We start from the raw sequence: 25,700 nt of genomic DNA on the forward strand, positions 1-25,700 counted from the left end.
TCCTCAAGCCTGAGCCGCTAGACAAGCCAGAGGTGAAGGAAGTTTACTGCTATGTCTGACAGAGAATATGTTTCAGTTGATTGTGATTCCTTCAGGTGTTGATGGCGGTGTGCCTACGGCTGAGTCTTCGAGGTCGAACTCATCCATGGCCGAGAACTGTTAGGAGGCGACCTCCACTCTGTCTACGTTACTGGTTCCAGGTGTGGCCATAGTAAAGGTTGTAATCTCGTTCGTGTCAAGTGGTTCCGTGAACTGTTCCTGGACCGGACTGTCAGCGAACACCGTGACGGAGAAGTTGGCGAGTTCGGTCTCGCCAGTGTTCTGGATGGACAGGTTCAGGAAGTCGTCCTGAGTGTTGTATACTGCGTCACGTATATCGAGCCGTGCTGATATCGATTCCAGTAGAACATCTTGCTGGTCTTCGACTCCGTCCAGGCTTGACTCGAGTGTATCGGTGAAAAACGGGGCTGTGACTACTGCTACACTTACTGTGAACGCGGTCAACAGGACCGTTGCGATGATCGGCGAAATCCCTTTCACGGCGTCACACACCCCTCCAACGGCTGTGACTCTCCAAACCGGTTGTAGGATGTTACACGGTAACAGATATGTTTCCCGAACTCGAGATCGCTGGCTGTATCCGTGAAGCTTTCAACGTTCTCCCCTACCGTCCCGATCCTGCTGTACCCGCCCGTAGTATTGCTGTAAATCCTGAAACCGTTCTCACTCTCCGAGGTATCGTTCCATCCCAGCTCCAGGTCGATAGTCGTGAACGCTGCTTTTCTGCTTGTGACCGTGTTCAATCCGTCAGAAACGTTAACGTACCAGTTGAACTCTCGTTCACTTCCTGTCTCCCACATAATGGAGTGGTCGCCTGGCTCTACAGAGTTCAGGCTCTCGATCACCGAGTTATCTTCCCTGTAGAAACCGATATCGACGAGGCCTGAATCGTCTTCAACGTCAACGGCTAGTTCAGTACTTCCGGGCTCTACGTTCCTGCCTTCCGGACTGAGATCCTGAACAACCGGTTCCTCCGACACATAGAATAGTGTGAAACGGTGGTCGGAGTTCCACGAACTCTGGCTCCATGTGATCAGACCGCCTGAGCTATAGACATCCTTCGGTTCACCATCCATGTATAACCGGTACTGTCCGTCCGTTATACTTGGAATGCCGGTGAACTGGTAGCCGACGGTGGATCCTGTTACTGCCTCCGTTTCGATTTTTAGAACGGTATCGCCTACTAAAGGCGTGGAAAGATCGTACTCTTCCAGTATGGAGCTGGTTCCCGTAACGGTGTCCGAGACCACACTAATATTCCTGTCATCGCCGATTCCCAGGACTGAGTTGGCGAAGTAAAGGTTTGAAACGTCGAATGAGTAGTCCTGTCCCCAGGTCACTGTAGAGTTGGATCCGGTGATGGTCACTGAATCGTCTTCGTAGACGGTTAGTTCCGCGGCCGCGTTTGAAGCCATGAATGCGAACGCGATAATCAGTATAAACGTCTCAGTAGATAGCTTGGCAAAAACGTGTCCACACATGAAATAATAAGTCAGTTAATTGTTTTTATAACTACTAATTACACTGAGAATGGTTCCAATAGTGGAATGTATCTAGGAAGATCAACAGACCTAACTGATACAGTTTTGCGGAGAAAACCTCCAGAGGCCCTCAGAGTGCTTCGTCAGAACAGGGCATCAAGCTCCCCACCGGTATCGACGAGAGAGGCAAGTTCGTCGTCGGCATTGGCTTGCAGGGTTTCGGTTCGATCCTGTGCTTCGATCGCGACCTGCTGAAGATTGTCGATACGGGGAACGTCAGTGATACCGGACAGGAGCACAATTGCACCGACCTCGTCACGGTGGGGCATCGGATAATCGCCGCCGCGGATCTCCATGCTACCGGTTTCGTCCTCGAGCCACTGGCGGCCGCGTTCGACACCTTTTCGACTTAGTTTCTCTGGCGGCCCGGTTGCAACGACGAGTCCGCGGTCCGCGCTTCCAACATCACACGGAAGTGTCAGCTGGCCAAGCGTCGCCTTACGCACAAGACTTGTTATCCGGTTTGTTGCAGTTCCTTTATCGAAACCGGTATCGTCCCTAAACGATGCGAGGATTCCATCGCTCGAGGTATTCACCGTTTCACTTGCGTAACCGATGGTCGACACACCATCCTGAAGCGTGTTGATAATCTCCGAAGAGTCCACGACGCTCTCGGCGATCTGGTCCCCCTGTCCGACCTCGCCCGCGGCGAACAAGAGACCGAACCGCTCGACGATCTCACGGTTGATCTGGCTGTAACCGTCGGCAACCGATTCGCCGGCACTGCGCCAGACATCGTTGTCGAAGACGAGCAGGTTGTCCACTTCACGGACGAACGTCTGGAACGACCGGGCAGCGTTGAGCGTGTAAATTCCGCCTTCGTCCATCGCCGGGAGAATGCCTAGGCCGAAAACAGGCTGGCTATAGATCCGTTTGAGGTGGGTTGCGAGTACCGGCGCTCCACCGGAGCCGGTTCCACCACCCATTCCGGCGACGATGAGGAAGGCATCGATTTCATGGATCGGGATCCGGTCAACCGCTCCCTGGATCTCGTCGATATCCTCCTCGGTCACTGTCGCGCCGAGTTCGTTGTCGGCACCCACACCGTGTCCTTTCACGCGTGCCTGGCCGATGAGAACACGGTCCTCCTGTGGAATGTTTTCAAGTCCTTTCAGATCAGTCGTCGCTGAGTTGACCGCGATTGCTGATTCGATGAAGCCGCCGTTGATTCCTTCGTCGTACGCCAAGAACTCGTCGACGACCTTTCCGCCTGCTTGACCGAAGCCGATAAGTGCAAGTTTCATGGTTTCTCTCTCATGGTCCATCCCGCTTACCAGACCATAGCTGGTCACTAGATCCCGTCTCTATCTGGTAGGGGCGGTACCACGTATCAACAGTTACCAGTTCCATCCATTGTTATGGCCGAGATACTAATGGAAAGATGAACATTATCAACTGCAGTATTTCTTCTGTACTGGATAGTCTCCGGTTAATGGTTAACTCGATAGGACCGGTGCCGTGAACTATCCTACCGTGCTCGAGGGCTACTCGCCCCAGCCTTGTTGAAAGAAGGAGGGGGGCTTCCTGGTCTCAGGTACAGCTAACAGTGGCCGGAGACTAGCGGTTTCCTGGTATGCCCAACAGATATCGAAAACAATAGTGTACCGATCGGTTATAGCAACTAACTATATAATTCAAATAAGAAACTATTTTAGTCTGTGATGTAGAGTAGAGGTTGGGAGAGGGGAGTGAACGTGGAAAAGACGGATCTCACGGAGGCAACTCAGGAAGAAGTTGATGAGGCGATCGAAGACATCGAGCACGATCAAGACGGCGGCAAAGAAACCGTCACCACAGATCAAACCAGTGAAAGTTGTTTTCGGCGGCTTCTGGCTGTTGTCACATCGATCACACTGTTCGCTGTCGCCGTAGCTGTCTTTGTATCGGGGGAAACCGATCCCGGACCTGCAGAACAGGCTTGACATCCGTTGTCGGCTTTGAAGGACTTGTACAAACCGCACCCTGGATTTACGGCGGAGCACTGGCAATCGCTGTAATCATTGGAACCATCGCAGCAGCCATTGCTGGATGGCGTGTAAGCCGAACACCCCCACTAGAAGCACTTCACTGACACCCACCCTACCCCCCTTGACACGTACGCACCTCGCCCCTTGAGGTCGGAGGCTCCACCTTGACTCATGCTGAACATAGTCGTGCATACCCAGAGAACGGTCATAGTCCATCTTACCTCTGTCTAGGGTGGTTCCGATTCTTCCGAGACTGTCTTGAAAACGTAGTGGGGATGGATGTAGGCCTCCGAGGGAAGGGGAGGGGAGGGGGAAGGGGGATCGGAGGCATTCGATTGTTATTGGCCATGACCATTAATAGTTCCGGACAGTATCAATTGGCCAATGAGTTAATATCATGCTGATAACAAGGAAAAGGTGGGGAGGGAGAGTTTAGTCGTTGTCAGAGAGGATCTACCGATCCAAGACTTACTGTCCCTTGCCTGCCGAGGCCGGTCCGCCGTGAAGCCAATAGCCAAATTGTCAAACACACCGGTCTCGGTCCCACCCCTCTGAGACACATCAGAAAAGGTGGGGGCTCTAACGCTGACATCCCCTGTCGGCGTTTTCTCGAGACACCAATTTACTTTGGAGACAGTCCTATCCCCCACATTCCCGTTATACAAGAATACAGCAGGTCACCGTACTATGCGGTGCCCCTGCCAGCGTACCCTCGACCCCCTCCCCCATCCCTTCTACGAGTGATCCAGACTAGCAGCGGCCAGCAGGGTCCTATATACGAAGCCGCAGCGATGTTACTCTAGCCGGTAACATCGGTGTTACCTGCTTATATGGCCATAGGCCTTAATCAGCGATACTCGAATGATCTACCTGGCGAGGTGAGGAGGATTCAGTCGTTGCCCGACAAGATCCGCCCGACCCGAGACAGACGTTCCCTCGCCTTCCGAGATCGAACCACGTTCCAACGTGAAGCCAATTGCCATATTGTCTCTCGATCTCGGACCCACCCAAGTCGATACCCATTGACATTGGATGGGGGCTCAACGCTGGCCTCTGGCCGGCGTTTCTGCAATACGTGAGTTCATATTGATCATGACATCGGTCCCGCTAAGGCCATCGACGTGCTCCAGATTGAGACCGAGTAGTAGAATCAGTCCGGTAGTCACTCTTTTTGAACTAACGACTTAGATAGACCAACATGGAATGTCCGTCGTGTGGGGAGGAGAAAGAAGATGGCAGCCGGTTCTGTCGCTTCTGTGGTGAGGATCTCGCCGTACTCCCTGATGATACCGATATCAAACAAAAGCTCCAGTCCATGGATGACTATGAGTTTGAGCACTTTGTCGCGGATCTCTGGGAAACTATGGGCTGGGACTGCGAGGTGTCGACCGCGTCGAACGACAAGGGGATCGACGTCCGGGCGAAGAAAACAACGCCATATAATCAAAAGGCACTGATCCAGGCGAAGCGCTACGGTGAAGGGAACAAGGTGGGCAGCCCCGCGATCCAGCAGTACTCGAGCCTTAAGCACCAGGAAGACAACGTAGACAAGGTAGTCGTGGTAACGACGTCGTCCTACTCGAGAAACGCCAAGGAGTTAGCCGACGATCTCAACGTGAAGCTCATCGATGGTGACGATCTCATCGGACTCGTCGATCAGGAAGGTGCCGAGGAACTGCTACTGTGGTGTATTGACCAAGCAGTGGCTGAAGCGAGGGCAAACAATTACTCGGCACCACCGAAGTGGTACTACGAACAACTTGGGATTATTTACCGAAAAGAGGGCAGATACGTCGACGAACGGATGCTTCTCGAACGATACATGGATATCTGCGAATATCTTGGGGGCGAACCAAGGGAAGAGCTTGTCAACCGACTCGGCTGTGCTCGACAGTTGGCAGCACAGTAGTAACTTCCGACGGAGGGAATACCATCACGAGATCGTCAAATTGTAGTCACATGGGCCGACGGAAGCTCTTCCTGGGAAGCGGAGCCGCCACTCTCGACGATCATTGCCGGCTGCTCAAGCGACGATACTAGTTGATGGGAACGGTAACGGGAACGGTGATGGCAACGGAAAATGCGGCAGTGATGAGGCCGATAATAGCTTGGTGGAGAGAAAGGGCGATGAGCTTCACCCAGATAGCAGCGATGAGGCGCCAGGCGAACCAGTAGTCAAGAAGACTGGACTCGTGAGCGAGTGGGAAAAGCCCGGTGACCTTGATGAGAATGAAATTGAATCCGGGTTAATAGATGAGCAGAATTGGAGCACGTTCCAGTTCGATAACCATGTCCATGATGTCGAACTAGAGTTCACCTATCAGTAAGAGCTCTGTGGACCGGAAAACGTTCGGCAGGTGGATTTCTCCAATACGAAATCAGAACTGATTGACGGTGACGGTCAACTCTCCTACGGACAAAGCTTCTATTTCGACCCCGGAAATGACTGGCCTGAAGGCGAGTAACATGCAGAGTTAACCATCCACGACAAGATCAGTGGAAAGGTCAGCGAAACTGAGTCCACGACTTTCGAATTGAGATAGTACCTATTCGAGCTCGAGATCGTCTTGACTCCTAGTTCTCGAGGCTCGAAGTTGTCAGGGTAGTCGCGGTTTATTTCACGGCGAGACTACGTGTCGAACGACGGCAACAGGTCGTCACTACTGAACACGGACGCGTCAGTCACTCAAACCTTCGAGATCATATCAACCAGATCACTCGTCCATGCGACTACACCAATGAATGCCCACACAATAGAAAAATCACTGAGTGTGAAGCCACAACCCGTTTGCACGCCGCGCGCTACCCGTCAAGTATTGCCCCGCACGATCTCCGCCGATCCAGTGTGACGTATCTATTGGATGAGGGGCATCGGGAAGAATTGGTTGCAGATCGGGTCGATATGTCGGTTCAGACAATGAAGGAACACTACGATCAGCGTACAGAAACAGAGAAGCGCAAGCTGCGGCGAGACGAGTTCGGAATCGATGGGTAACACTTCGATGAGGACACGATAGCAGTAACTGACAATACAATTTCTTTATTCAGAACCAGGCACAGAGCTGAAACGTCCGGTTAGATAACTACGCATTTGTGATGAACAGCTGTTCCACGTCAAATGGTGCTTTTTCAACAGAGCAAGCAGAACATCACAGATATTGTTCTTCCCATTCTCGGCGTTGTTCGATCATCTCGAGTCCATCATCGCTGACAACATAATAGTTTGTTCGTCTATCAAGTTGCCCTTTTTCGACAAGCCCCTTGTTTACAAGAGTGTCCAGATTGGGATACAACCGTCCGTGATTGATTTCAGAACTGTAGTATATTTCCACTTCGTCTTTCACGTCTTGTCCAGACGGTTCTTCGGCGCCTACGATTACGTATAGCAAGTCTCGCTGGAATCCAGTCAGATCATGCACGACTGTATCACGCAGTAGTATTCGCCTTTGTTATCACTATAATACAGAGTTTAGATATAAACTACTCATCATCGCTCTTCAGTGGAATCTCGATAGTGGGAGAAAAATATGTTAGGTAACAAGTACTGATCTAATCCACTTCACTTTGGGAAGTCTCCCCAGTTACATATTTCCGTTTAGAAATTCCACACTGTAGCCGGGAATTGCCGACTCGAAGGTGAGGGGGTGAGATCGGTCTTATGTCGTATTGTTGAAAGCGGTAAGTACAGGCATGATATATGTTCTTCTATCTCATCCACTTTTTTATAGCAGGTTATGCCACTCCTAGCCATGGTAGAGGGGAAGGCAGTAAGTATGAGAGTTATTGAGAAAGTAGCTGACCGGGAGGGGATGAACCCGGTAGAAATGAACCCACCGCTTCACACCGTCATTGATACAGAGGCTCTGGACGCACTGTTCCAATCTACTCCCAGCGCGGCCAGAGGAGATGGAACAATCAAGTTTCAATATCGGGGCTACAAGATCCAAGTCGATAGTTCTGGGGAGGTAGAGGTAGGCGAAACAGTCTCTTTTACCGAGTCAACTGAGGCGAATACGCAGCCTGCTGAGGATACGATTGGGGACTACCAGTAGTTGGTAATACAATTTCTTTATTCGATGTTACGTACAGAGGGAGCTAGTAATGACCTCGGATACCGTATCGGTGATCCCACTGTTTGGGTCAAGATGCACTTGGTACCGATTCTTGGGCCGAGAGACCAGGCGTCCGGAAACAGTGGCGTCACGAGAACGGTAGTTGATCAGTAGCAGACCTTTACATCTGGAAACCTACGGGACAGACGATGGCTACTGAGGCGACGTTCACGGTTCCGACAGACGAATTTCCCTTGGGGACAGTGTTCCACCAACTGCCGAACGTGACAGTCGAACTGGAGCGACTTATCCCCGCACAGGACGTGGTGATCCCGTACTTCTGGGTGCGAGGAACCAAGGTCAACGACATCGAGAGCGCGTTCAACAAGCACCCGGGCGTGAAGGACATTCGCCTCGTTGACTCTGTTGAGGACGAGTACCTGTTACGCGTCGAGTGGGAGATGGACTACGACGACGTGCTAACCATACTGGCGGAGACAGAGGTTCCACTGATCGAGGCCACCGGGACAAACCAACAGTGGACGTTCGATATCCGCGGTGATGATCGAAGTGACATCGCAGCCTTTCAACAACGTTGTCGAGAGCTGGACATCCCGATCACGTTGACGGAGTTGCACGCACTCACGCCGGTTGAGACGGCGACCGAAGCCGTCCTTACTGACACCCAGCAAGAGGCGCTGGTGCTTGCCTACGAGCGTGGGTACTTCGAGTCCCCGCGCGAGGTCACGTTGGATGACATCGGCGAGGAACTCGGCATCTCACAGCAGGCCGTCGGCTCCCGTCTCCGAGGGGGGATCAAGCACGTCCTCGGGAGCACGCTCTCTGCCCTGACAGTCCAATCCTGATCGGGGACTTAAACCCGGTTTGTGTATGAAAAAGTCAGCGTGATTACCGTCAGTCGTCTGAATGAGGATAATGAGTGAGGAATCTAGCACCTTCGACTCGGTACTCAACCTGTGTCAACACCAGCACCGTCGGATCGTGCTTGGGTTGCTCGCAGAAGAACAGCGGTCATTAACGCTCAACGACCTCACGCAGGCCGTCCTCAAGTACAATCATCAGACATCAATTACAGAGGCGTCTGAGGACGTACTAACAGAGATCCGCCTCTCGTTATATCATATCCACATCCCGAAGTTGGTCTCGAAAGGACTCATAAACTATGATTCAGAACGCGAACTCGTGGAACCGACCGAGCAATTTGATCAGGTGCAGCCGACCCTGTCTACGATCCTTGATGCCGATCCCACACTCGAAGCGCCGATGACACTGTAGTGTCAATCAACCGCTCTCAATCCTCGTTCACCCAGATCGTTTCGATGATAGAATGAAGACGGGAACAATACATATTCGCACAATACAGATGATTTAACGCAAAATGATTGGAACAAACAATAGAGGATTTCTGAACTTATCCTCTGTTTTCCGCACATCGTTTCTAACAGCTATCAGAGAAATAGATAGCCACTCCGGTAACGCCTTGATCTGTACTGAGTGATCCGATGTTCTCGAGGTTTTGCTTCTGTGCGTCTTGATCTGTCTGCCATTGGAGAGGTCCGTTGTGGCCGGCAATTTTGTTGGCGTTGAGTGTTCCGGAAGGATCGACCTCGAAACTTGAGTCAGTCGAACTCTGGTTGAAGTATTTCAGTCCGTCACTCGAGGTGATGTCGAAGCCAGCTGCTCCGGGAATCAATGCAGTTATTCCTGCGGCGGCTGTTCCACCCCCCATTATTTTCAAGAACCTTCTCCGGCTGATACCGGAACTCTCGACAGTATCTTCGGTCATTTTCCGGACCGGCTTTTCTCCTTTTTATGTCCTTCGCCGCTTCGGTTTTCCTTAACTTCTTCCAGTTCTTTCCTGAGTTTCTATACCTCTTCTCTCAGTTCTTGTTCTGCATTCTTATCCTTGCTTCCGATACCACAACACCTTCACAATACACTACCTAATTACTCATCCCGTCTTAAATATCTAAAACAGATAGTAGCTCCTATCTACAAATATTCTCATCCCGGAACTATTCCGTCGAAAGTTCTCCTGCGGTGAGGATACTGGATCGGAGGGAGTCAACACCGATCAAGCTCTTGTCACGGATAGAAGGAAAGATGACTGGCCATAGCGGTTCGGGTAATTCATGAGTTGATCGCCGGTGACGGGATTATCGTTTCTAGGGACGGTGCTGGTCAGGCTTTTCCTTCACCCACTTGGACGTCATAACTGCTCTCACGGTTGAATGATACGGTAACACATGCCCCTTGTGGGTTGTTTATCACGTTTCAAGCAGAAGATCAAACTGCTCTGGGAATCCGCTTGAGACATCCGTGGACATCTGCCAAGTCTACCAGGGCAAACAGGTACTCCCCTCACTGACGTACCTGTAAGTCGGTTTATAACCGGCTTTTCGATCATCAATCGGCTTGCTATGTAATCTGTAGAGTGTGGGCCGTTATCAGTCGCCAGTCTTTTACAGTGAAAGGAGAGAATCAGATGTATGGCTGACGAAGACCCTGACAACAGTGACGGGCGGACGCAAGAAACTGCAGAGAACGGATCTGAGGAACAATCTTTCCGTGAGCGTGTTGAGAAAATCCGCGAAAACCGGGCTGAAGAGGGTGACGGTGAGGGTGAGCCACCTGAGAGTCCGTTCGGCGGTGGTATGGGTGGTGGTCCCGGAATGGGTGGCGGTGGAATGATGGGCGGCGGGAATCCAATGGCGCAGATGATGGGTGGGATGATGGGCGGCGGTCCTGGTGGTCCTCCTAGCGGTGCTGAAGGGCAGGAAACCAGCAACGAGGAACTCGTAAGCGAAGTCCGACAGCTCCGCGATGAACTACGTGATCAGACTCGTGCCTTCAAGCGCATCGCTGACGCCATTGAGGATCCATAAAACACGGGTCACCGCCAACGAAACCGTGGAACCACTGATATATGGGCCTTACCGGATTTGAACCAGTGATCACTCGGTATCCCACACGCCCTCACTCGGTGTCAGACTGTGTTATGAGCCGAGAGCTCTCACCAGACTAAGCTAAAGGCCCTGGTACAGAGAGGAAGAGAAACAAGTTCCATAGGTTTTCCTATTTCTCGTATACTGACCATTACGTAACGTGAGAGATTCAGCCTTCATAGTCTCTCACTTCAATCGTCCCAGCGTTTACTACAGCTACAAGTAAGCGTACTGGCCGAGTGACTCCACCCATATTAGCTGAGGTGAGATCAGTGCTCGAGCGGGCTAAGCCTCGTGATTGCAGTCACGTCCATCGCATCTATATTCCGGTAGACGGTCCAATATACTAAGATATCTTATATGGAATCAGTCATGCATCGAGATGACCAACAGCCTCCGAAACGAGTGTGAATCCAAGCGTTCGAAAATCGCCGTCGAACGCAGAGATATGCTCGATATCTCGCTTATCGGCTCGTTCAGAGACGTTAGATTTGCCAGAGGAACCGGGTTCAAACTCCCAGATCGGATTATCCGGATCAACCCCTCGTACAGGATCGTGTTCGTCCACGGTCTACCATACGAACCTGCCCGCTGTTTTCCGGTTGGCGATACGTCCCTGTTTCTCCAAGCCGCGGCGCTTCCGGCGGCCGGTTCCCGAGAACAATCAAGCGTCTCAGCTACATCTCCAGGATGTAATCACTGGACCCTCGACAGCACACACCGAGAACATCGTCACGTATGACGGCCTCGGTATATCGCCCAGTACCGCCACGTTTAGGAGAGGATAGGGGGCTATTTGGCAATCAAAGAATGGAATTATCTCCAACTGCGTCGCTGTCCCTCGACGGGGTCAGCGGTCCGTCGACGCCTGTAGTTCCTGCAACCGTGTTACTGGCTCTACCCCAGCGAAGAGGACGACTGCAATGACGGTGTCACGGTCCGGTTGCGGCGCGTCACCGGCGAGAATCATCGGTGATTCAATCGTGGCCTCGAGTTCAGTTCGTCCATCTGCAATCGCTTGACGGTTGAGCCACGCCGGCGGCCCACCAACGATTAGAAGTGCCTCTGTGGCGTTCGCCCGGTCACACTCAAGCGTGAGTGTGCGGTGGATTGCTTTCTGGATGACTGTTGTCATGGCACTGATCGCAGTCGTTGTTTCGACGGCTGTGTCAGACGAGAAGAGTCCAAGCCCGAACCGTGAGCCAGAAGCTGTGTTAATCGCTTGTTCGCCGTAGCCGAGTGTCGCGATTCCGGTTGTCTTCCCCAGAATTCGGTGGATGTCACTTGCATCGATGACTGTTTCGGCGCTCTGGTCGGGGGCAGTATCTCCAGCGCCGAAGAGAGCGAGTATTCGTGTTGAAAGCGTTTGGTTGAGACGTGTATACGCGTCGGGGATGGTGTCGGTAGACTGCAACCAGCGTTCGTTATCGAAACAGATGATCGCATCTGCATGGCCGTCAAGCTGCTCGAGCGTACGTGCTGTGTTCTTCTCTGCAAGTGGTCGGCTCGTGGAATCGGCAGTCGCTGCCTTGTTTGTGGGCGGCTCACTCACGTGATCGTTCTCTGTATTGTCTGTAGGTGAGAGTTCCCGCTTTGCGGGCAACGTTGCAAGAACATAGACTGGTTTCTCATATAGCCGTTGTAGATTCTTCACGACTGCAGGTACGGTGCCGCCACCCGTTGCGCCGCCAAGTCCGACGATTACGAGGAACGCATCGGCTACCGTTGGGCGGCCATCATCTAGTTGATGACTGAGTTCGTCGACATGGCGCCCTCCGACTTCGAATCCGGCCTGTAGATCGCCGTGCAGTCCACCGGTCGCAGTTCCACCGTATTGATGCCGAGTCATCCGCGGGTGAGGGGAGAGGTCACGTAGACTCTCAGGATCAGTATCGAACGCAAACGTGTCGCCAACAAACGAGTCCTGTGGGGCGGTGGCACTGATTGTCTGCGCGATACGGCACCCTGCGCCACCAATACCGATCAACTCAATTTTCATATAAACTCCTGATCACACTACTCTCTGCTATTTATCTGATGACCGGTCAAACGAGTCTTCATCCGTCGATTCCGGATGGGAATCGATCTCCTTCTGAATCTCTAGGAGTGAATGCTGTAGCGCCCAGAGATCGGTCAGTACCTTATCGACGACTTCCACTAGTGCTGCTGAGTCCGTCTGTCGTGAGAGGTCCCACAGCGTTTGCTCCACCTCCTCGAACTGCGTATCGGCCGTCTCGAGAGAGTTCACAGAATCTCGATCGATCCTGTCGAGGCCATCTTGTTCAGACTCATCGCGGTGTGGATCTGCCATTATTATCACCTCGATAGTAGTTTCGGCAAGTCTCCAGGAGCGACAAGCTTTCTCCCATCATGGTATGAATGTCACTTTCAGAAAGTATTAATCTGCTGGTGTCAGCAACTCCTCACCTCAATTGACATCCTCCTCCGCCTGAAGGCGGAGGAATCCCGACCCATTTGGGATATTACGGTTTGGAGTCTACCACCTCTATCCGAGGTTGGAATCCTCGGGAGAGGTCGTGAAGGTAGACTGCTGGCTGTGCCAACCAGCTGGTACCCGACCTCCTGAACGCACTGCACGACGAAGTCGAAGATAGGGATGCGCCAACGCTGTGGGAGACATACAACGCGGCTACAAGAGCGCTCACCCATTACAGCCGGAACGTTCCACGGATTGAACGAGACACTGGATACGAACAGGCAGCAGATCTCCTCGAAAACGGGTACTCTGAACTGCCGGACACCGACAAGCTGGAAAAACAGACCGCGGAAGACCGGACAAACCATTTGATCGAAGAACGTAGAGACACGGAAACATACTGGGATGGGGAGGAGGAAAGCTTAAGAGAACTGATGAAAGAACATCAAATACAGTCCTAACCCAAACACCCCTCCCTCTTATTTTCATCTTTTATAAGATACTATGAGACACATTCTACCAACTGTATTTATTCTCTTTGTTGAAATCATCGGATAAGAGGTCCTAAGGCGGTTGGTTTCACCGGGAGTTAGATCACTAGATATAAGCCAGTACCTTCTAAACTAGGATATGAGATTAGCGGGAATGACATCCCATCCTAACACTAGTTCCTCTTACCCCGTCCTCTTCATGTGGTTTGCGGTGTTCTCCATAACTATTGCACATGGCTTTCGGTTACTATTTTTCACGAGCAAGTCTACCGCCTCCGTTCTATTCCGTGACATAGGTCCGTTCATCCTAAGCCTGGTCGTTCTAGCAGGTGTCTGCTGGTTATACAGACAACGTCTTCAAAAAGGGTTTCAGTTAAGGGTCTTAGCCTGGTTTCTCGCCGGGTTGAGCGTTATGAGTGTCATCGGTTTACTAATCGGTATCTCGGAGGGTTCCGACACTGCATTTACTGCACTTTCGCCAACATTGATTTTGAACAGTGCAACGACCGGCGCAGGGATCGGCTTCATCGTAGGCGTGTATGATCTTCGGGGGAAACGGCGAGATTCTGCACTGCTGTTACTGCACAACGTAACTCAAGAACTCCTAGAGGCAGATTCCAAGAAGAAAGCTTGTCAGATATCTGTTGACGCCGCCCATTCAATCATACAACTCCCACTCGCCGGTATTTGGCTGGAAAAGAATGGTCGCTTGGAACCTGTTGCGGTATCTAACATCGCTGACAACGTTTTCGGTGAACTGCCCACACTGGAACAGGGAGACAGTTTGGCGTGGGAAATTTTTGAGGCACAGCAACCGAAAACGTTTAACGATCTATCTAATAATCCTCATACACATAATTCCGAGACAGAAATCAAATCTGAATACATCGTTCCGATAGGAAAACATGGAGTGATGATCAGCGGATCGTTTTCTGACAGACAGTTCAGTTCATTGGAGAGAGAGCTTGCGAAGCTTTTAGCCGTGCACACGGAGCTTGTATTAGACAGGATTGAACGGACAGTGAACTTGGAGAGACGGGAGAAAGAACTGGAAAAACAGAACAACAAGTTGGACCGGTTCGCAAGTCTTGTCTCCCATGACCTTCGAAACCCCATTAACGTTATAGACGGCTACCTAGATATCGCCCGGGAAACCAATGCAGAGGAAGATTTCGATGAAATCCAAGCCGCAGTCGACCGTATGGATACACTCGTAACCGACCTACTTGCTCTATCCCAGAGCGGTGATTCAATCCAGGACACCGGCCCGGTAAGCCTGAAGGCCGTAGCTGAGAACGCGTCCAACAACGTTCAGTTTGAGGGAATAACCGTTGAGATTGACCAAGATCTGGTGATGGTGATAGGCGATGACTCCCGTCTGAAACAGCTGTTCGAGAATCTGTTCAAGAATACTGTCGAACATGCAGAAACAGCCGATACGATCCGGGTAGATTTTCTGGAGAATGGTTTTGCTGTCGAAGATAACGGCGAAGGAATACCTGGAAATGAGCAAGACTCTATTTTCGAGTACGGCTACACCAACTCTAAGAACGGCACCGGACTAGGATTAGCGATTGTCCGAGAAGTCGTAGACGGCCACGGGTGGGATATCTCAGTGACGAACAGCAGTGGATCCGGTGCACGGTTCGAAGTACAGATACCGGAAGACGACTTAATATCTTCCCCGCCCCGAAGGCCGGGATTTTAGCCTTGATTCTTCCATAATCGAATGAAGACCGTTCAAAACTATCTGCTATGTAACATCGATATCCCCTTCCCGAAAGTCCTCTTTCCTGAAACCCATTCTCAAACTCTACCAGTTGTACGATTTTTTCGAAGAGAACACCTCGCCGCACCCCCGTTTCCATGAACTCGAGCAGTTCCTTGCTTCCGGTTACATCAACTATATGAGGAAGACCTCGAACTACCGGGACACGGTACTCAACCGGGTGGAGGCCATGAACTTTGGAGCGGGGACCATCTTCGACTGCAGTCAGGGCTATAGGTTTGAAGACTTGCTTACCCGGAATGTCGTGTTCGAGTTCGGGGGATTAAGCCGTGACACGCAGAACTTTATGATGGAATCCTGTTGGCGGCCGTCTACGAGTACCGGCTTGCTCAGGCGCATCGATCGGAAGACCTCAACCATGTGTTTGTCCTCGATGAGGCGAAGCAGGTGTTCAGTGTCTACAAGGAGAGGCAGTCTGAATCCGGTATTCCGGCCGTCGACGAGTTGACCGCGAAGATGAGGGAGTTCGGTGAAGGACTGATCGTGGCGGATCAGGAGGCGTCCAAGCTGACCGATTCGATCAAGGCCAACACCTACACCAAACTCCTTCTCTCCACAGGCGATCGGAAACAGTTCACAGCAGTCGCAGAGTCAATGAACCTTACACAGAGGCAAACAAACGCTGCGCAAGACCTCGGTATCGGGGAAGCAGTAATACAGACAGGGAACGGTGACCCAAGCCGGGTAACACTCGACAAGTACGATCTATCGAAAACGGTTACAGAGTCAGATCTACAGGGAAACCAAGGCAAAGAGTGGAACTCGCTTTCAGCAGAACCCCGGAAACGGCCGCCGCGGTACGCAGAAGCCATAGAAACGGAAAACGAAGATTCTGAGGAACCGAAAAATATTGACGACCCACAGACCGATATTACACTTTCCGACAATGCGGAACAGTTCCTGAAAGGAGTCATCGAAGAACCGTTTATCCCGTTGACTGAAAGATACGAGACGTTCCCCAGCCGGTACAAGGGCAACAAGGCCAAGACCGAACTGGTGGAGACAGGCCTCGTCACAGAACGCTCACTCGAGACGGAGACAGGGGTGCGGAAACTATTGGAACTGACCGACAGAGGACGTACCTACGTCGAAGACAAATTAAGTCTCGATCCCAGCCACGAGGGAAGAGGCAGTATTGTCCACAGGTACTGGCAACACCAGGTGAAAAAGATGTTCGAGAAAGCGGGCTGGGCCACAAAACCCGAGCTGTTCGACGCTGATATCTACGTCAACACAGGGAAGATCGAAGTCGCTATCGAGATCGCAATGGAGAACACGCAGAGAGAACGGGAACACGTGGAAAAACACATCGAATACGGGTTCGACGTGATCTGGATAGTATGCCGGACAGAAAAAGTACGTGACGGCTTGAAGCAACGACTCGAGGACACAGGGATCGATCCCGACCAGGTCGTGTTTCACTTGGCACAGGACGTTTCCGATGCCCTCAGTGACTGGCCGTAGAAACCACACTGGCAAACGTTCCAAGGTCTTGATCCAGCATCTTCCGCTTTCGGTCAGTTCTGTCTGATCTGCTGCCCAACACAGCAACCAAAGCCGGAACATCTCTAATACAGAATAAGGGTGAACTACCCCTGCTACTCACTTGCGGCTACCACCGCTCATTCCTTGAGAACGGGGATTTAGCGCCCTCTTTTCCAGCTAATCGTCGGCAGGTGATACTGGTGTGGATCCTTCTCCGGAAACGGTAGTGTCCTGTGTGAGAGTTGCATATAGCATGATCAGCATAGAGATAATTAACGCAAGTCCCCAGAGGAAGGCGGTGGGCATAAGGAAGGTAAGGCCGGCCCCTTCTCCGATCCAGACAACACCGGGAACCCCCACTGACCGGCAATGAAGAACACGGTGACGGCCGTTCGGAGGGTTCCTGTAACTTCGAGTGCTGGTACAGCGAAGCCCATGACAATGGCAAGAATAGAGGGCTGTGTTGAATCGCCATACGGCGTTGGATTTCACTGTTTGACGGCCTGCTTGATGTTATAGACGACACACATCAAGGCGATTTCACGGAACTCTCGATACCAGGTACGCGCTCGCACGGCGTAGCCGAGCGAGCGCTTGACAGCTGAGTTGACGGTTTCAGTCATTGACCCCTGAGCGTACCGATCGTCGTCAATGCGGGCGTTATGTGCGTGATCGTACGGAGCGAAGATCCGGTGTTTGATCAGTGGGCGAATGTCGAGTTCACGTAGTCGTTCTCGGAGTTGTTGCTTGTCATAGCCTTTGTCAGCGGCAAGTGACCGCAGATCGCCCGCATTCCGGCGGGCGATCTGCTCGGCGAGGTCTGCGTCGCTTCCTTCTAACGTCGTCGAACAGTGGAGATCAAGAACGGCTTGCGTTGCTGTATCGACGAGTTTTGTGACTTTGAGCGTTTGAACACGGTAATTCGTTCGTTGGCAATAGTGGCGGCTCGCACGATCTCGTTCGTAGAATGTTGCGTCGATAGCAGCGTGTTCGGATGGATCGTGTAGCTTCGCCGACTGGCGAAGCAACACTCGACAGACGCTCATACTGATCCGGTCGAACGCCTTACACAACGTGGATGGCGAGGGGAGATCGGCCGCGCTGAGGCCGATCTCCCCGGTTATTTGTGGCATCTCCTTGAGCAGGTCAATCGTCATTCGGTAGGACGTATCGAGGTAAATCCGCAGACAATGCAGGGAAACAAGGGCATAGTCGGCGAATCCGCCGCCACCCTTCGGGGCGGCGGATTCGTCTCCATCGCCAGTAACGTTTTGAGCGACTGGGACAACTTCCCCAATGAAGCGGGAGACTTGGGTCATGGACAACTCGACTCTCCCGCTTCAACTCCTTTGATTTAGCGACCTATCCCGACGCCGTCTAGTGATTCAGCACAGCCGAATAGAGATAACCCCGAGATGGGCATGACCTCCGATCATCCAACCCGGTATGCCGTTCCCTCCGGATAATAAGATGAACTGGTACAGTCCAACGACCATCATAGTTGTAAGCCCGAGGAACCCTGACGCTTTGAGTGGTTTTGTCATACGCGCTTCGGCATATGTATACAGATAAATTAGTTCTTAGGTACGGATGAGAAGTGAGCTCAAGATAATATTACACAATACGGCTATTTTTGATCCCCACTTAGAGTAGTTATAGCATGTTCTGAGGATATTAGTAATCATTCCTGTAAACTACCCCACCCTACTCCCTCGGCGTATAAGTGCCTCAGTCCTTGAGAGAGGAGGCTTCCTCATTCTCAAACTGTTTTAGCAACGCTCACGCAGAAACTGCTGATCAGTGGCTCAGATCGTTCGCCTTCGTATGGAATCAGCTTATCTGAACACGATGGTTCTGGGGCGGTGAAGTTTTATGCGTACAGGCTAGTTCTTGGGTGTATGGGAGAGGACGAGAACGATGAGTCATCTCTATCCGAAGACTCTGAAGAGGAATCCTCATCACCCCTCTCTGAACTCGCGGACCAGGTCACAAAAAGATCAGAGAACAGTTTGTTGGGCCCGGACGATAGTTCGAAACCACTGTCAGACCTAGCGGAGTCGGTACAGGAGCAACAGGGTTCAAGGGAAGATTTTGAGACGTTAGAAGATTCATCCGAGTGGGACCTCATCGACCAGTCTGCAGATTCGTCTAAACCCCGTGAAACTGCTGACCCGAAGACCGAGGCGATACTCGAGTTAGTCGGTGATGCATCAAATGTTTTGGTTGTCGGACCTACGGACTGCGCCGCCGAACAAAGCCTTTGTTCAAGGATGATGGCTTCCCAAGCGAACACTGCGGTTAACCTACTGCTGGTGACGGTCAAACAGACACCAAGCGAACAGTTATCTATCCTCCAAAATTACCTGACGAATCCGGTCTCAAACACAGTTGTTATCGATCCTCAGACATACAGCACAAACAGATCCTCAAGTAACTACGATGGACCCGTCGATATCAAACCGGTTCCCAGTGCTACTGACTTGCGCCGTATCGGGATCTTGATCAGTAAAGTACTCGTGAACTGGGAAGAAAATGATTCCCAGACAGTCATGTGTATACATTCGCTTTCCGACCTGATCGAGTTGGTGGATGATAATCAGCTAGTGTTCCGGTTCCTCCATGTCCTTCAGGGCCGTGTCGAGTCAGCGAAAGTGAGATCACATTACCATTTTAACCCTGATCGTCACGACGAACAGGAAGTCAAAATGTTTTCATCGTTGTTTGATACAATTCTGACGTTTGATGAGGGCGGAAAGATCACGATGGAATAGCGAAACATATTCATTTACTTGTAGATCTATCTATAGGGACCAGCGCTTGCAGGACTCTTCTTCTCAAATCTTCCAGAAACGGTGATTGATATCTGTTGTCGAATCAGAACCGAAGCTACAAGGCGGTGATCCGTCAAAGATGACTCTAACATGGATTCTCAACGGGTGTTAAACTTCTTTCAAAACCGTGGTGTCAACCAGTTCCGTGGAATGGCACAGTACAACAAGGGTGATCTCTCGATCGAGTACTCCCGCGACGATAAATCCTTGAGGGTTCTACGTGCATATTCTGATGATATACTTTTCCAACGGGCGAAGGAAAATGTCCAACCAGGGCAGAGCCAAGGCATTCAGGAGGATCTCAACGCTGTACTCCATTATTACTCCGGCTGCCTGCTCATCCATTTACTAGTCCAGGACGGCACCGGCATCATCGCCATCTTTGACCCATCCGTAGCCCCAGACACGTACAAGTTCATAGAAAAATCCCTTCAACTGGCCTCTAGTAAGTGAAACGGTTGACACCGAACACTTTTTCGTTCAAAAGAAAATATGGACCCCGGCCATTTCCACTGGCCATCGCCAAAAGATGACATGGGTTTAAGGGGAAACATGCGTTAGTGCCTGTATGGGGGAAAGCTACAGTCCGGTGTTGAGTCGCGACACGGAGATCCAGCGGGAATTTGATCCGGATAGTTCAGTCGGATACGCCATTTTGGAGGCGATCGCCGAACTTGAAGGAGTCGATGCGACAAATTTATTGAAGGAACACAGCTTTGTTCTCTCCGACCACGTTGATGTTGACGCACTCAATTCCCTGATTGATACCGGATCCAGCACGGAAGTCAGGATCAGGGCCGACGATTATGTGATAACGGTCGCCCACGACGTGATCCATGTAGCAAGGACCGAACCGGATGGAACACTAGGCCTGTGAACTGCCTCTGGGCTTGACACCAAGATACCGGCCTGTTCCGCGTGTAGAGGGATGAGGAGAAGTTCCCCAGGTTGGTCCGTTCAGTAGTCAACGACCCCACCCTACTTCGCTCACCCTGAAGGGTTCGCTTGTGGAGGGTGGGGCTTGTCCGTGAACTCAGCCTCGAACCCATCCGGGTAGGCGGTAAATCCACCGTTCGGCGTCACCGTTCCAGACTTGAGGGCGAGCTGACTGTCGCCCGTCCGCCGAGACGACTGTTGGCCTCGACGGACGTACCGCATCCCGATATTTTTCGCTGCGTTGTAGTCTGCGTTCGCTTCCGACTCACACCTTACACACCGGAAGTCAGTGCGAGTCGGGCGATTCTCCTCCGCCGTGAAGCCACATTCGGCGCACCGCTTCGACGTGTACGCCGAACCTACTTGCTTTACCGCGATACCTTCCGCTTCGGCTTTGTACTCCACTTGCTCGTAGAGCGTTCGGAACGCCCATTTGTGCCCCCACGACGCACCTGTTCGGTCTCGAATATGGGTTAGGTCCTCGAACGCTATTACGTCGCAGTTGTACTGAAAGGCTTCCGCGACGATACCGTTCGACGCACGGTGGAGCACGTCACGGACGTATCGAAGTTCGCGCCCACTCGACTGTTCGAGTGTCCGGTGGGCACTTCGCGTCCCGGTCTGCTGGAGTCCGGCGCGTACCTTCTCGAACTCGTGGAGGTCGTGCGTTAACTCCTGCCCGCTGAAAAAATAGGCGGTACTTGTGACGGCGAGGTTTTCGATGCCGAGGTCAACCCCGAGGACCGTTCCGTCCTCGGCGGTGTTTCGCTCGATATCGGTCTTGTGGCGACGGAAGCCGATGTGTAAGAAGTAGTCGCCGTCACGGGCGGTGAGTGTACTTTCCGTGACGCTCCACGAGTCCGAATCAAGATACTGCCGTTGGTAGCCATCGTCAGCTTCGGGAAGGGCAAGCGGACACCGGACACGACTCTCTGTAGTAGAGAGGGACACGGTGTCGTCATCGAACAGCGTCATGGTTCGGGTGTCGTACTTCACCGTGGGTGCGGTGAAGGTCGGTTTGCTGGCCTTCTTGTCTTTTGACCGGCGTTCGATACAGCCGGTGATGGCTTGTGCGGCTTGGTGGGTGGCGAGAATCGCGTGCTGACTACTGAGGTCGGTGTGATCGCGCACGGTGTCGTAGGCGAGGGGTTGGACGTCGCTCTTGGCGTTGCACCTACCCCATGCCATGTCCGCGGCGATTTGACAACCACGCTTCCACTCGGAGATAGTATCTTCGAGGAGGTCGCGTTGCTCGTCAGTAACCTCAAGACGAGTGATTGCCGTCCGACGCACGTAGTCGTCTGCCACACTTTCAATGTAGATTAATGGCTACTTATAGGTGCGTGATTGTGGCAGATACGAACGAGCTCCTCCCCTCCCTACTCACTCACTTCGCTCGTTCCTTGAGGAAGGGGACTCCGCGCTACCGCTTCAGTTGAACTGTTCTCAGACAGGATGATCGTCAGTCATCATTCCATTCGAATCCTTGTTCTTCCTCACCGCGATCATCTTCTTCTTCATCTTGGGTGAGGTCGTTAAGATCTCCGAACGGCAATTTTTCACTCGCCTGATCTTCTGGTACGGGGCTCTGAGATATGTCTTCGGAGCCGAGGTCAAGTGAGAGGTCTGACGGATCATCTGCATCTGAACCGTTATCCATCACATCCTTCGAAGCGGTCTGCGAGGACAAATCCGGCTGTTTCGAGCCGGTTTCCTGAGGGGAGTGGGTATCCAACTCTTCTCTGAGGTCATCTCGAGACGGCTTATTAGAAGAACTGGATCGTGAATTCTCCTTGTCTGTTCGGGGCTGTTTTTCGGGGCCTCCTTTCGTAGTGATCACTGTCTTTGAGAGGATCCACCAGGCTGCTTCCTTCTTCACGCCGGTCAACTGTGAATGACACTGTGAGCAGTGCGGGTCCATTAGTAAGGCGACATCGATTGCTGTCCCACAGGTTTCGCATTCCCCGGTATATGATCCGACGTCACTGGCATCCTGTTTCAGCTTTTGCAAAAGCTTCTGCTCTTCCTCTATCTGCTCTACCGTCCCGTAGTAATCCTGTTTGATGTTTGCTATTTGATCGTCGAACTCATCGGTTTTTTCAACCAAGAACTTGAGTATGGTTTGAAGATCATCGAACTTTGAGGAGAGGTCTGCTTCCAGGTTTTTCCTATCGGAGGTTAGCTCTGTTTCGAGTGACTGGAGCTCATCCCTAATTTCAGTTATCTGGGATTCGGACTGGGATTCGACCTCAGCGAGCTTGTTTTCTATCTCAGATATCCGTTCTGCAAGTGTACTGGTCCTGGCCCCGATCTGGTTGCTTCGGCGAACCTCTGTTTGAAGCTCCTTCTCTATATCCTTGACCAGTTCACGGAGTTCTGTCACCTGATCGGGAGCACTTTCAGCTTTGTCCGACGTTGTGGACGGCGGACCGGTTCTGCTGGATGGTCCGTGGTTCGTGTCGGTCTCATCCACCAGTTGAGACATTTCGTTTACTGTCCAGTATGACGATATCAGCTTCTGAAACAGTTCTTCCTTAGAGACCCCTTCAGAGACGGCTTGTTGGTCTATCCACTCCTCAAGTGAGTTGGAGGATGGGAAGCCATCGTTCTGGTCAGTTGGGTCTCGAGTCATCAAAGGTAACTGAGTAAGTATACTTGACCTCTCGCGCGGCTAGGACAAAAGTTTTGTTGTAAGCCACGAAACTCCGGCTACAGTGACCATCGTTGTTTCAACTCCCAACTAACATTCTTCAATTAGCTTTAGTATATAATGCCTCTCGAGAACCGTATTAAACTGTTTGTGAATCAAAATAGCCGGGCAGTGATCGTGGTCTTAGCGGTTGCTGGAATCCTTTTCTTGGTCGGTGCAGGGTACGTGTTTACCAATCCAGCGACAGGGACGGTCACCGAAGATACAAACCAACAACAGGTGAGTACAGATGTCTCGACCAGAGCGTTCGTGAGCGGGGAGTCTTCCCTCTATGAACAGGATCTGTGGATAGAAAACCGGTCGGCCTATTTCATATCATCCGCACCAGAGCTCACTCTCGACCTAAATACAACCGTTCCACCGGACCAAGAGGTGACTGTCTCACATGAGCTGGAGATGGAAACTGTTGGTCTTCGAGACGGACAGCCGTTCCATAGCTCCGTAGAAACACTGCTCAGTTCGAACTACACGGCTACAAACGGGTCCGTCAACTCATCTACAACGATAGATGTAGAACAGCTCCGTGAAGACATACAGACAAAGGAATCGGAGACACAGGGGGTCGGTCAGTTCGAAATACGGCTACGGATGAACACGACATATTCAACAGATGACTATGACGGCTCACTCACAGCGACAACCCCTCTAGTTATCTCCGGGGAAGCATACTACCTCGGTGGCAGCCTAAGCGAAAGTCGTACACACTCCACGGTGGTACAGAGAACTGTTCAGCAGCCATCCAGTCCGCTTGTCTATGGAGGTCTCTCAGTGCTCTCTTTGATCCTTTTCGGCCTATGTGGCGTAGTGAGCAGTTTAAAGGACAGCATCAATTCGGAACGGATGAGGACACAGATAATCCACAGTCGCCATGATGAGTGGATCTCACGGGGAGAGTTCCCCACAAATTCGGATCGACAGTACATATCTATTCTAACCTTGGGTGACCTCGTGGACGTCGCCATCGATACCAACAAACGTGTTATTTACGATCCAGACATCGAGACGTATGCAGTAATCGACACCGAGGAGATCTACTACTATGCAATCGACAGGGAGAGCACCGACAACTGGCTAGATATCTGATGGGAAGTGTCGTCTGCTGCACCGTCCCTTCTCAAGGAGGCTTCTCGAAGTTCTCGAGATTCTGCTTATGGTTCAGATACGCATGACATGACGCTGAAATCAACATGATGCCCACAATCAGGGTTGGATACACAAGGGTGGGAACTGGATCCGTTGGAAGGAGATCTATCCAGAGAGCCGCCATCACAACGAAAGCGAGAGAGGAAAGACCGAGATAGTATATACTCCAAGGAATCGAATTCTCGGGGACAAAATCCAGATAAATACTGATTTCATCTATCTCATCGGTAAGCTCTATCACCCCGTTCGACTCAGTTAAGACGCCGGCCCTCTCCAAACGTGGTATATGTGTCTGCTGAAGGGAGGTGTACACCGTCTTACGTTGGCCTGAGGTAAGCTCCTCAATCTTCTTGTCCTGCTCCCAAGCCGCAACCTGTTCGGCAAGATCAGAAAGCGTGACAGCCTCACCAGTTCTTTTGCAGTAATGAATTACGTAGCGTCGGCGCTGGCTGCTCATCAGGTCAAATATCTCGTTTTTCGAAAGCTTCTCACCAGTTCCCATACTTCCCCTTCCTTCGAATTGTTCCCCCTCCATCAGTCACTTCGAAATCAAAGTGTTAGCCTAATATAGATACCGACCATACCTGAAGTTTGGTTGTTCTCTCTCTGAATACAGAAGTGGACAAGATTCTGTACAGATAGAAGGGAACTGTGAGACGTGTACTACTCGAGACTCACAGAGAGTGTGATATCGAAGTCGGTTTGGCTTGGATAGAGTTCAATTGAACTCGGGCCTACACTGGAGATGAGGTTGACCTGTAAGCCGAAAGGGATTGCTTCGCCCGGTGAAAGCAGTCCATCAACGGCGTTACCGTGGTCGCTTTTGGCCAGAAGATTGTCCCCGTTGTCTACCCCTCCGGATTCGAGCGTCTTGTCCGCAGCAGTTACTTGAAGTGAGTTTTCGATTTCCACGAGTTCTTGGTTCGTGAGAGTACTGCTTGTGGCGTTGAATGAGAAGTAGATACTGTCTATCCCCTTTGAACTTACGTTCGAGATCGATACTATATCCTCAAAACGAGTGATCGCCTTCTGTGTCAGGCCTTCCCCGTCTCCGCTAGGCGCAATAGCAGTCACTCGGCCCTGACCATCTGTTTGGACATGGATCGGCGGGTCGTTGGCCGGTGTTAACTCGATAGATTTGTGGGCGACTATACGAAAGTCTGCCTCAGCTGATGAGTTCGATGTTCTCGAGGCTGCTGCACCTATAACTCCTCCGCCGATCAGGAGACTGCTTAGTCCGGAGACGGTTTGACGGCGTGTCGGCATTGATTGAGCTAAAACCTTTATTTTCC

Annotated in this window: 25 protein-coding genes, 1 tRNA gene and 1 pseudogene; 14 read left to right on the forward strand and 13 right to left on the reverse strand. The window is 51.6% G+C overall.

The window, feature by feature from the left end:
* Nucleotides 1–159: 159 nt before the first annotated feature.
* From ACEWFR_RS14040 to ACEWFR_RS14050, 3 genes are all read right to left on the reverse strand, one after another.
* Entirely contained in the window at nucleotides 160–540 is a 381-nt protein-coding gene (locus ACEWFR_RS14040) for an archaellin/type IV pilin N-terminal domain-containing protein (protein ID WP_374061639.1), read from the reverse strand.
* Nucleotides 537–1,541 (reverse strand): hypothetical protein, encoded by a 1,005-nt coding sequence (locus tag ACEWFR_RS14045; RefSeq protein ID WP_374061640.1) that lies wholly within the window; start codon nucleotides 1,539–1,541, stop codon nucleotides 537–539. The genes ACEWFR_RS14040 and ACEWFR_RS14045 overlap by 4 nt, the downstream gene beginning before the upstream one ends.
* A 143-nt stretch (nucleotides 1,542–1,684) precedes the next feature.
* Nucleotides 1,685–2,845, reverse strand: a complete 1,161-nt coding sequence (locus ACEWFR_RS14050) for a tubulin/FtsZ family protein (RefSeq protein ID WP_374061641.1) — start codon at nucleotides 2,843–2,845, stop codon at nucleotides 1,685–1,687.
* 450 nt (nucleotides 2,846–3,295) lie between these two features.
* Here ACEWFR_RS14050 and ACEWFR_RS14055 point away from each other — a divergent pair, with 450 nt between their 5' ends.
* The 3 genes from ACEWFR_RS14055 (at nucleotide 3,296) to ACEWFR_RS14065 (ending at nucleotide 5,895) form a co-directional block, all read left to right on the forward strand.
* Complete coding sequence (locus tag ACEWFR_RS14055) at nucleotides 3,296–3,523, forward strand: hypothetical protein (protein ID WP_374061642.1); 228 nt, start codon at nucleotides 3,296–3,298, stop codon at nucleotides 3,521–3,523.
* A 1,243-nt stretch (nucleotides 3,524–4,766) separates the two neighbouring features.
* Nucleotides 4,767–5,477, forward strand: coding sequence for a restriction endonuclease (locus ACEWFR_RS14060; protein ID WP_374061643.1), 711 nt, complete (start codon nucleotides 4,767–4,769; stop codon nucleotides 5,475–5,477).
* A gap of 103 nt (nucleotides 5,478–5,580) precedes the next feature.
* Nucleotides 5,581–5,895, forward strand: coding sequence for a hypothetical protein (locus ACEWFR_RS14065; protein ID WP_374061644.1), 315 nt, complete (start codon nucleotides 5,581–5,583; stop codon nucleotides 5,893–5,895).
* A gap of 822 nt (nucleotides 5,896–6,717) precedes the next feature.
* On the opposite strand, the gene ACEWFR_RS14070 is transcribed toward ACEWFR_RS14065, so the two are convergent.
* Nucleotides 6,718–6,987, reverse strand: a complete 270-nt coding sequence (locus ACEWFR_RS14070; protein ID WP_374061645.1) for a PadR family transcriptional regulator — start codon at nucleotides 6,985–6,987, stop codon at nucleotides 6,718–6,720.
* A 330-nt stretch (nucleotides 6,988–7,317) separates the two neighbouring features.
* Between ACEWFR_RS14070 and ACEWFR_RS14075 the strand changes: the two genes are divergently transcribed.
* From ACEWFR_RS14075 to ACEWFR_RS14085, 3 genes are all read left to right on the forward strand, one after another.
* Nucleotides 7,318–7,620, forward strand: a complete 303-nt coding sequence (locus ACEWFR_RS14075; RefSeq protein WP_374061646.1) for a HalOD1 output domain-containing protein — start codon at nucleotides 7,318–7,320, stop codon at nucleotides 7,618–7,620.
* Between the two features lie 209 nt (nucleotides 7,621–7,829).
* On the forward strand, nucleotides 7,830–8,486 hold the full coding sequence (locus ACEWFR_RS14080) for a helix-turn-helix domain-containing protein (RefSeq protein ID WP_374061647.1): 657 nt from the start codon (nucleotides 7,830–7,832) through the stop codon (nucleotides 8,484–8,486).
* 70 nt (nucleotides 8,487–8,556) lie between these two features.
* A complete protein-coding gene (locus ACEWFR_RS14085; RefSeq protein WP_374061648.1) occupies nucleotides 8,557–8,916 on the forward strand; it encodes a hypothetical protein in 360 nt (119 codons plus the stop codon).
* A gap of 163 nt (nucleotides 8,917–9,079) precedes the next feature.
* On the opposite strand, the gene ACEWFR_RS14090 is transcribed toward ACEWFR_RS14085, so the two are convergent.
* The gene (locus ACEWFR_RS14090; protein ID WP_374061649.1) at nucleotides 9,080–9,427 is read right to left on the reverse strand and encodes a hypothetical protein; all 348 of its coding nucleotides are present in this window, start codon (nucleotides 9,425–9,427) and stop codon (nucleotides 9,080–9,082) included.
* Between the two features lie 703 nt (nucleotides 9,428–10,130).
* Between ACEWFR_RS14090 and ACEWFR_RS14095 the strand changes: the two genes are divergently transcribed.
* Nucleotides 10,131–10,526: a hypothetical protein gene (locus tag ACEWFR_RS14095; RefSeq protein ID WP_374061650.1), complete on the forward strand. Its 396-nt coding sequence runs from the start codon at nucleotides 10,131–10,133 to the stop codon at nucleotides 10,524–10,526.
* A gap of 42 nt (nucleotides 10,527–10,568) precedes the next feature.
* Here the strand turns inward: ACEWFR_RS14095 and ACEWFR_RS14100 are convergent.
* The 3 genes from ACEWFR_RS14100 to ACEWFR_RS14110 all read right to left on the reverse strand — a co-directional run bounded on the left by ACEWFR_RS14100 (nucleotide 10,569) and on the right by ACEWFR_RS14110 (nucleotide 12,897).
* Nucleotides 10,569–10,677: transfer RNA gene (locus tag ACEWFR_RS14100), tRNA-Ile, on the reverse strand.
* Between the two features lie 759 nt (nucleotides 10,678–11,436).
* Entirely contained in the window at nucleotides 11,437–12,585 is a 1,149-nt protein-coding gene (locus tag ACEWFR_RS14105) for a tubulin/FtsZ family protein (protein WP_374061651.1), read from the reverse strand.
* A 27-nt stretch (nucleotides 12,586–12,612) separates the two neighbouring features.
* Entirely contained in the window at nucleotides 12,613–12,897 is a 285-nt protein-coding gene (locus ACEWFR_RS14110; protein ID WP_374061652.1) for a hypothetical protein, read from the reverse strand.
* Nucleotides 12,898–13,926: 1,029 nt separating this feature from the next.
* Here ACEWFR_RS14110 and ACEWFR_RS14115 point away from each other — a divergent pair.
* Nucleotides 13,927–15,222, forward strand: coding sequence for a GAF domain-containing sensor histidine kinase (locus ACEWFR_RS14115; protein WP_374061654.1), 1,296 nt, complete (start codon nucleotides 13,927–13,929; stop codon nucleotides 15,220–15,222).
* Nucleotides 15,223–15,603: 381 nt separating this feature from the next.
* A complete protein-coding gene (locus tag ACEWFR_RS14120) occupies nucleotides 15,604–16,767 on the forward strand; it encodes a hypothetical protein (RefSeq protein WP_374061655.1) in 1,164 nt (387 codons plus the stop codon).
* A gap of 509 nt (nucleotides 16,768–17,276) precedes the next feature.
* Here the strand turns inward: ACEWFR_RS14120 and ACEWFR_RS14125 are convergent.
* Complete coding sequence (locus ACEWFR_RS14125) at nucleotides 17,277–18,107, reverse strand: IS5 family transposase (RefSeq protein ID WP_374061656.1); 831 nt, start codon at nucleotides 18,105–18,107, stop codon at nucleotides 17,277–17,279.
* 431 nt (nucleotides 18,108–18,538) lie between these two features.
* Between ACEWFR_RS14125 and ACEWFR_RS14130 the strand changes: the two are divergent.
* From ACEWFR_RS14130 to ACEWFR_RS14145, 4 genes and pseudogenes are all read left to right on the forward strand, one after another.
* Nucleotides 18,539–18,631, forward strand: a pseudogene (locus ACEWFR_RS14130) (IS6 family transposase); the annotation flags it as partial.
* Between the two features lie 55 nt (nucleotides 18,632–18,686).
* The gene (locus ACEWFR_RS14135; RefSeq protein WP_374061657.1) at nucleotides 18,687–19,559 is read left to right on the forward strand and encodes a hypothetical protein; all 873 of its coding nucleotides are present in this window, start codon (nucleotides 18,687–18,689) and stop codon (nucleotides 19,557–19,559) included.
* Nucleotides 19,560–19,769: 210 nt separating this feature from the next.
* Entirely contained in the window at nucleotides 19,770–20,072 is a 303-nt protein-coding gene (locus tag ACEWFR_RS14140; protein WP_374061658.1) for a hypothetical protein, read from the forward strand.
* 115 nt (nucleotides 20,073–20,187) lie between these two features.
* Nucleotides 20,188–20,496, forward strand: a complete 309-nt coding sequence (locus ACEWFR_RS14145; RefSeq protein WP_374061659.1) for a HalOD1 output domain-containing protein — start codon at nucleotides 20,188–20,190, stop codon at nucleotides 20,494–20,496.
* 110 nt (nucleotides 20,497–20,606) lie between these two features.
* On the opposite strand, the gene ACEWFR_RS14150 is transcribed toward ACEWFR_RS14145, so the two are convergent.
* Entirely contained in the window at nucleotides 20,607–21,863 is a 1,257-nt protein-coding gene (locus tag ACEWFR_RS14150; protein WP_374061660.1) for an RNA-guided endonuclease InsQ/TnpB family protein, read from the reverse strand.
* Between the two features lie 154 nt (nucleotides 21,864–22,017).
* Nucleotides 22,018–23,187, reverse strand: coding sequence for a hypothetical protein (locus ACEWFR_RS14155; RefSeq protein ID WP_374061662.1), 1,170 nt, complete (start codon nucleotides 23,185–23,187; stop codon nucleotides 22,018–22,020).
* 138 nt (nucleotides 23,188–23,325) lie between these two features.
* Here ACEWFR_RS14155 and ACEWFR_RS14160 point away from each other — a divergent pair, with 138 nt between their 5' ends.
* Nucleotides 23,326–24,348, forward strand: coding sequence for a DUF5305 domain-containing protein (locus ACEWFR_RS14160; protein WP_374061663.1), 1,023 nt, complete (start codon nucleotides 23,326–23,328; stop codon nucleotides 24,346–24,348).
* Between the two features lie 31 nt (nucleotides 24,349–24,379).
* Here ACEWFR_RS14160 and ACEWFR_RS14165 read toward each other — a convergent pair whose 3' ends face one another.
* Together ACEWFR_RS14165 and ACEWFR_RS14170 are read right to left on the reverse strand one after the other, a co-directional pair.
* Nucleotides 24,380–24,943 carry a hypothetical protein gene (locus ACEWFR_RS14165; protein WP_374061664.1) on the reverse strand — a complete coding sequence of 188 codons (564 nt, stop codon included), beginning with the start codon at nucleotides 24,941–24,943 and terminating at the stop codon, nucleotides 24,380–24,382.
* A 128-nt stretch (nucleotides 24,944–25,071) separates the two neighbouring features.
* Nucleotides 25,072–25,674, reverse strand: coding sequence for a hypothetical protein (locus ACEWFR_RS14170; protein WP_374061665.1), 603 nt, complete (start codon nucleotides 25,672–25,674; stop codon nucleotides 25,072–25,074).
* Nucleotides 25,675–25,700 lie beyond the last annotated feature (26 nt).

Origin of the sequence: Natrinema sp. H-ect4 (genome assembly GCF_041894845.1) — an archaeon.
Classification (GTDB): domain Archaea; phylum Halobacteriota; class Halobacteria; order Halobacteriales; family Natrialbaceae; genus Natrinema.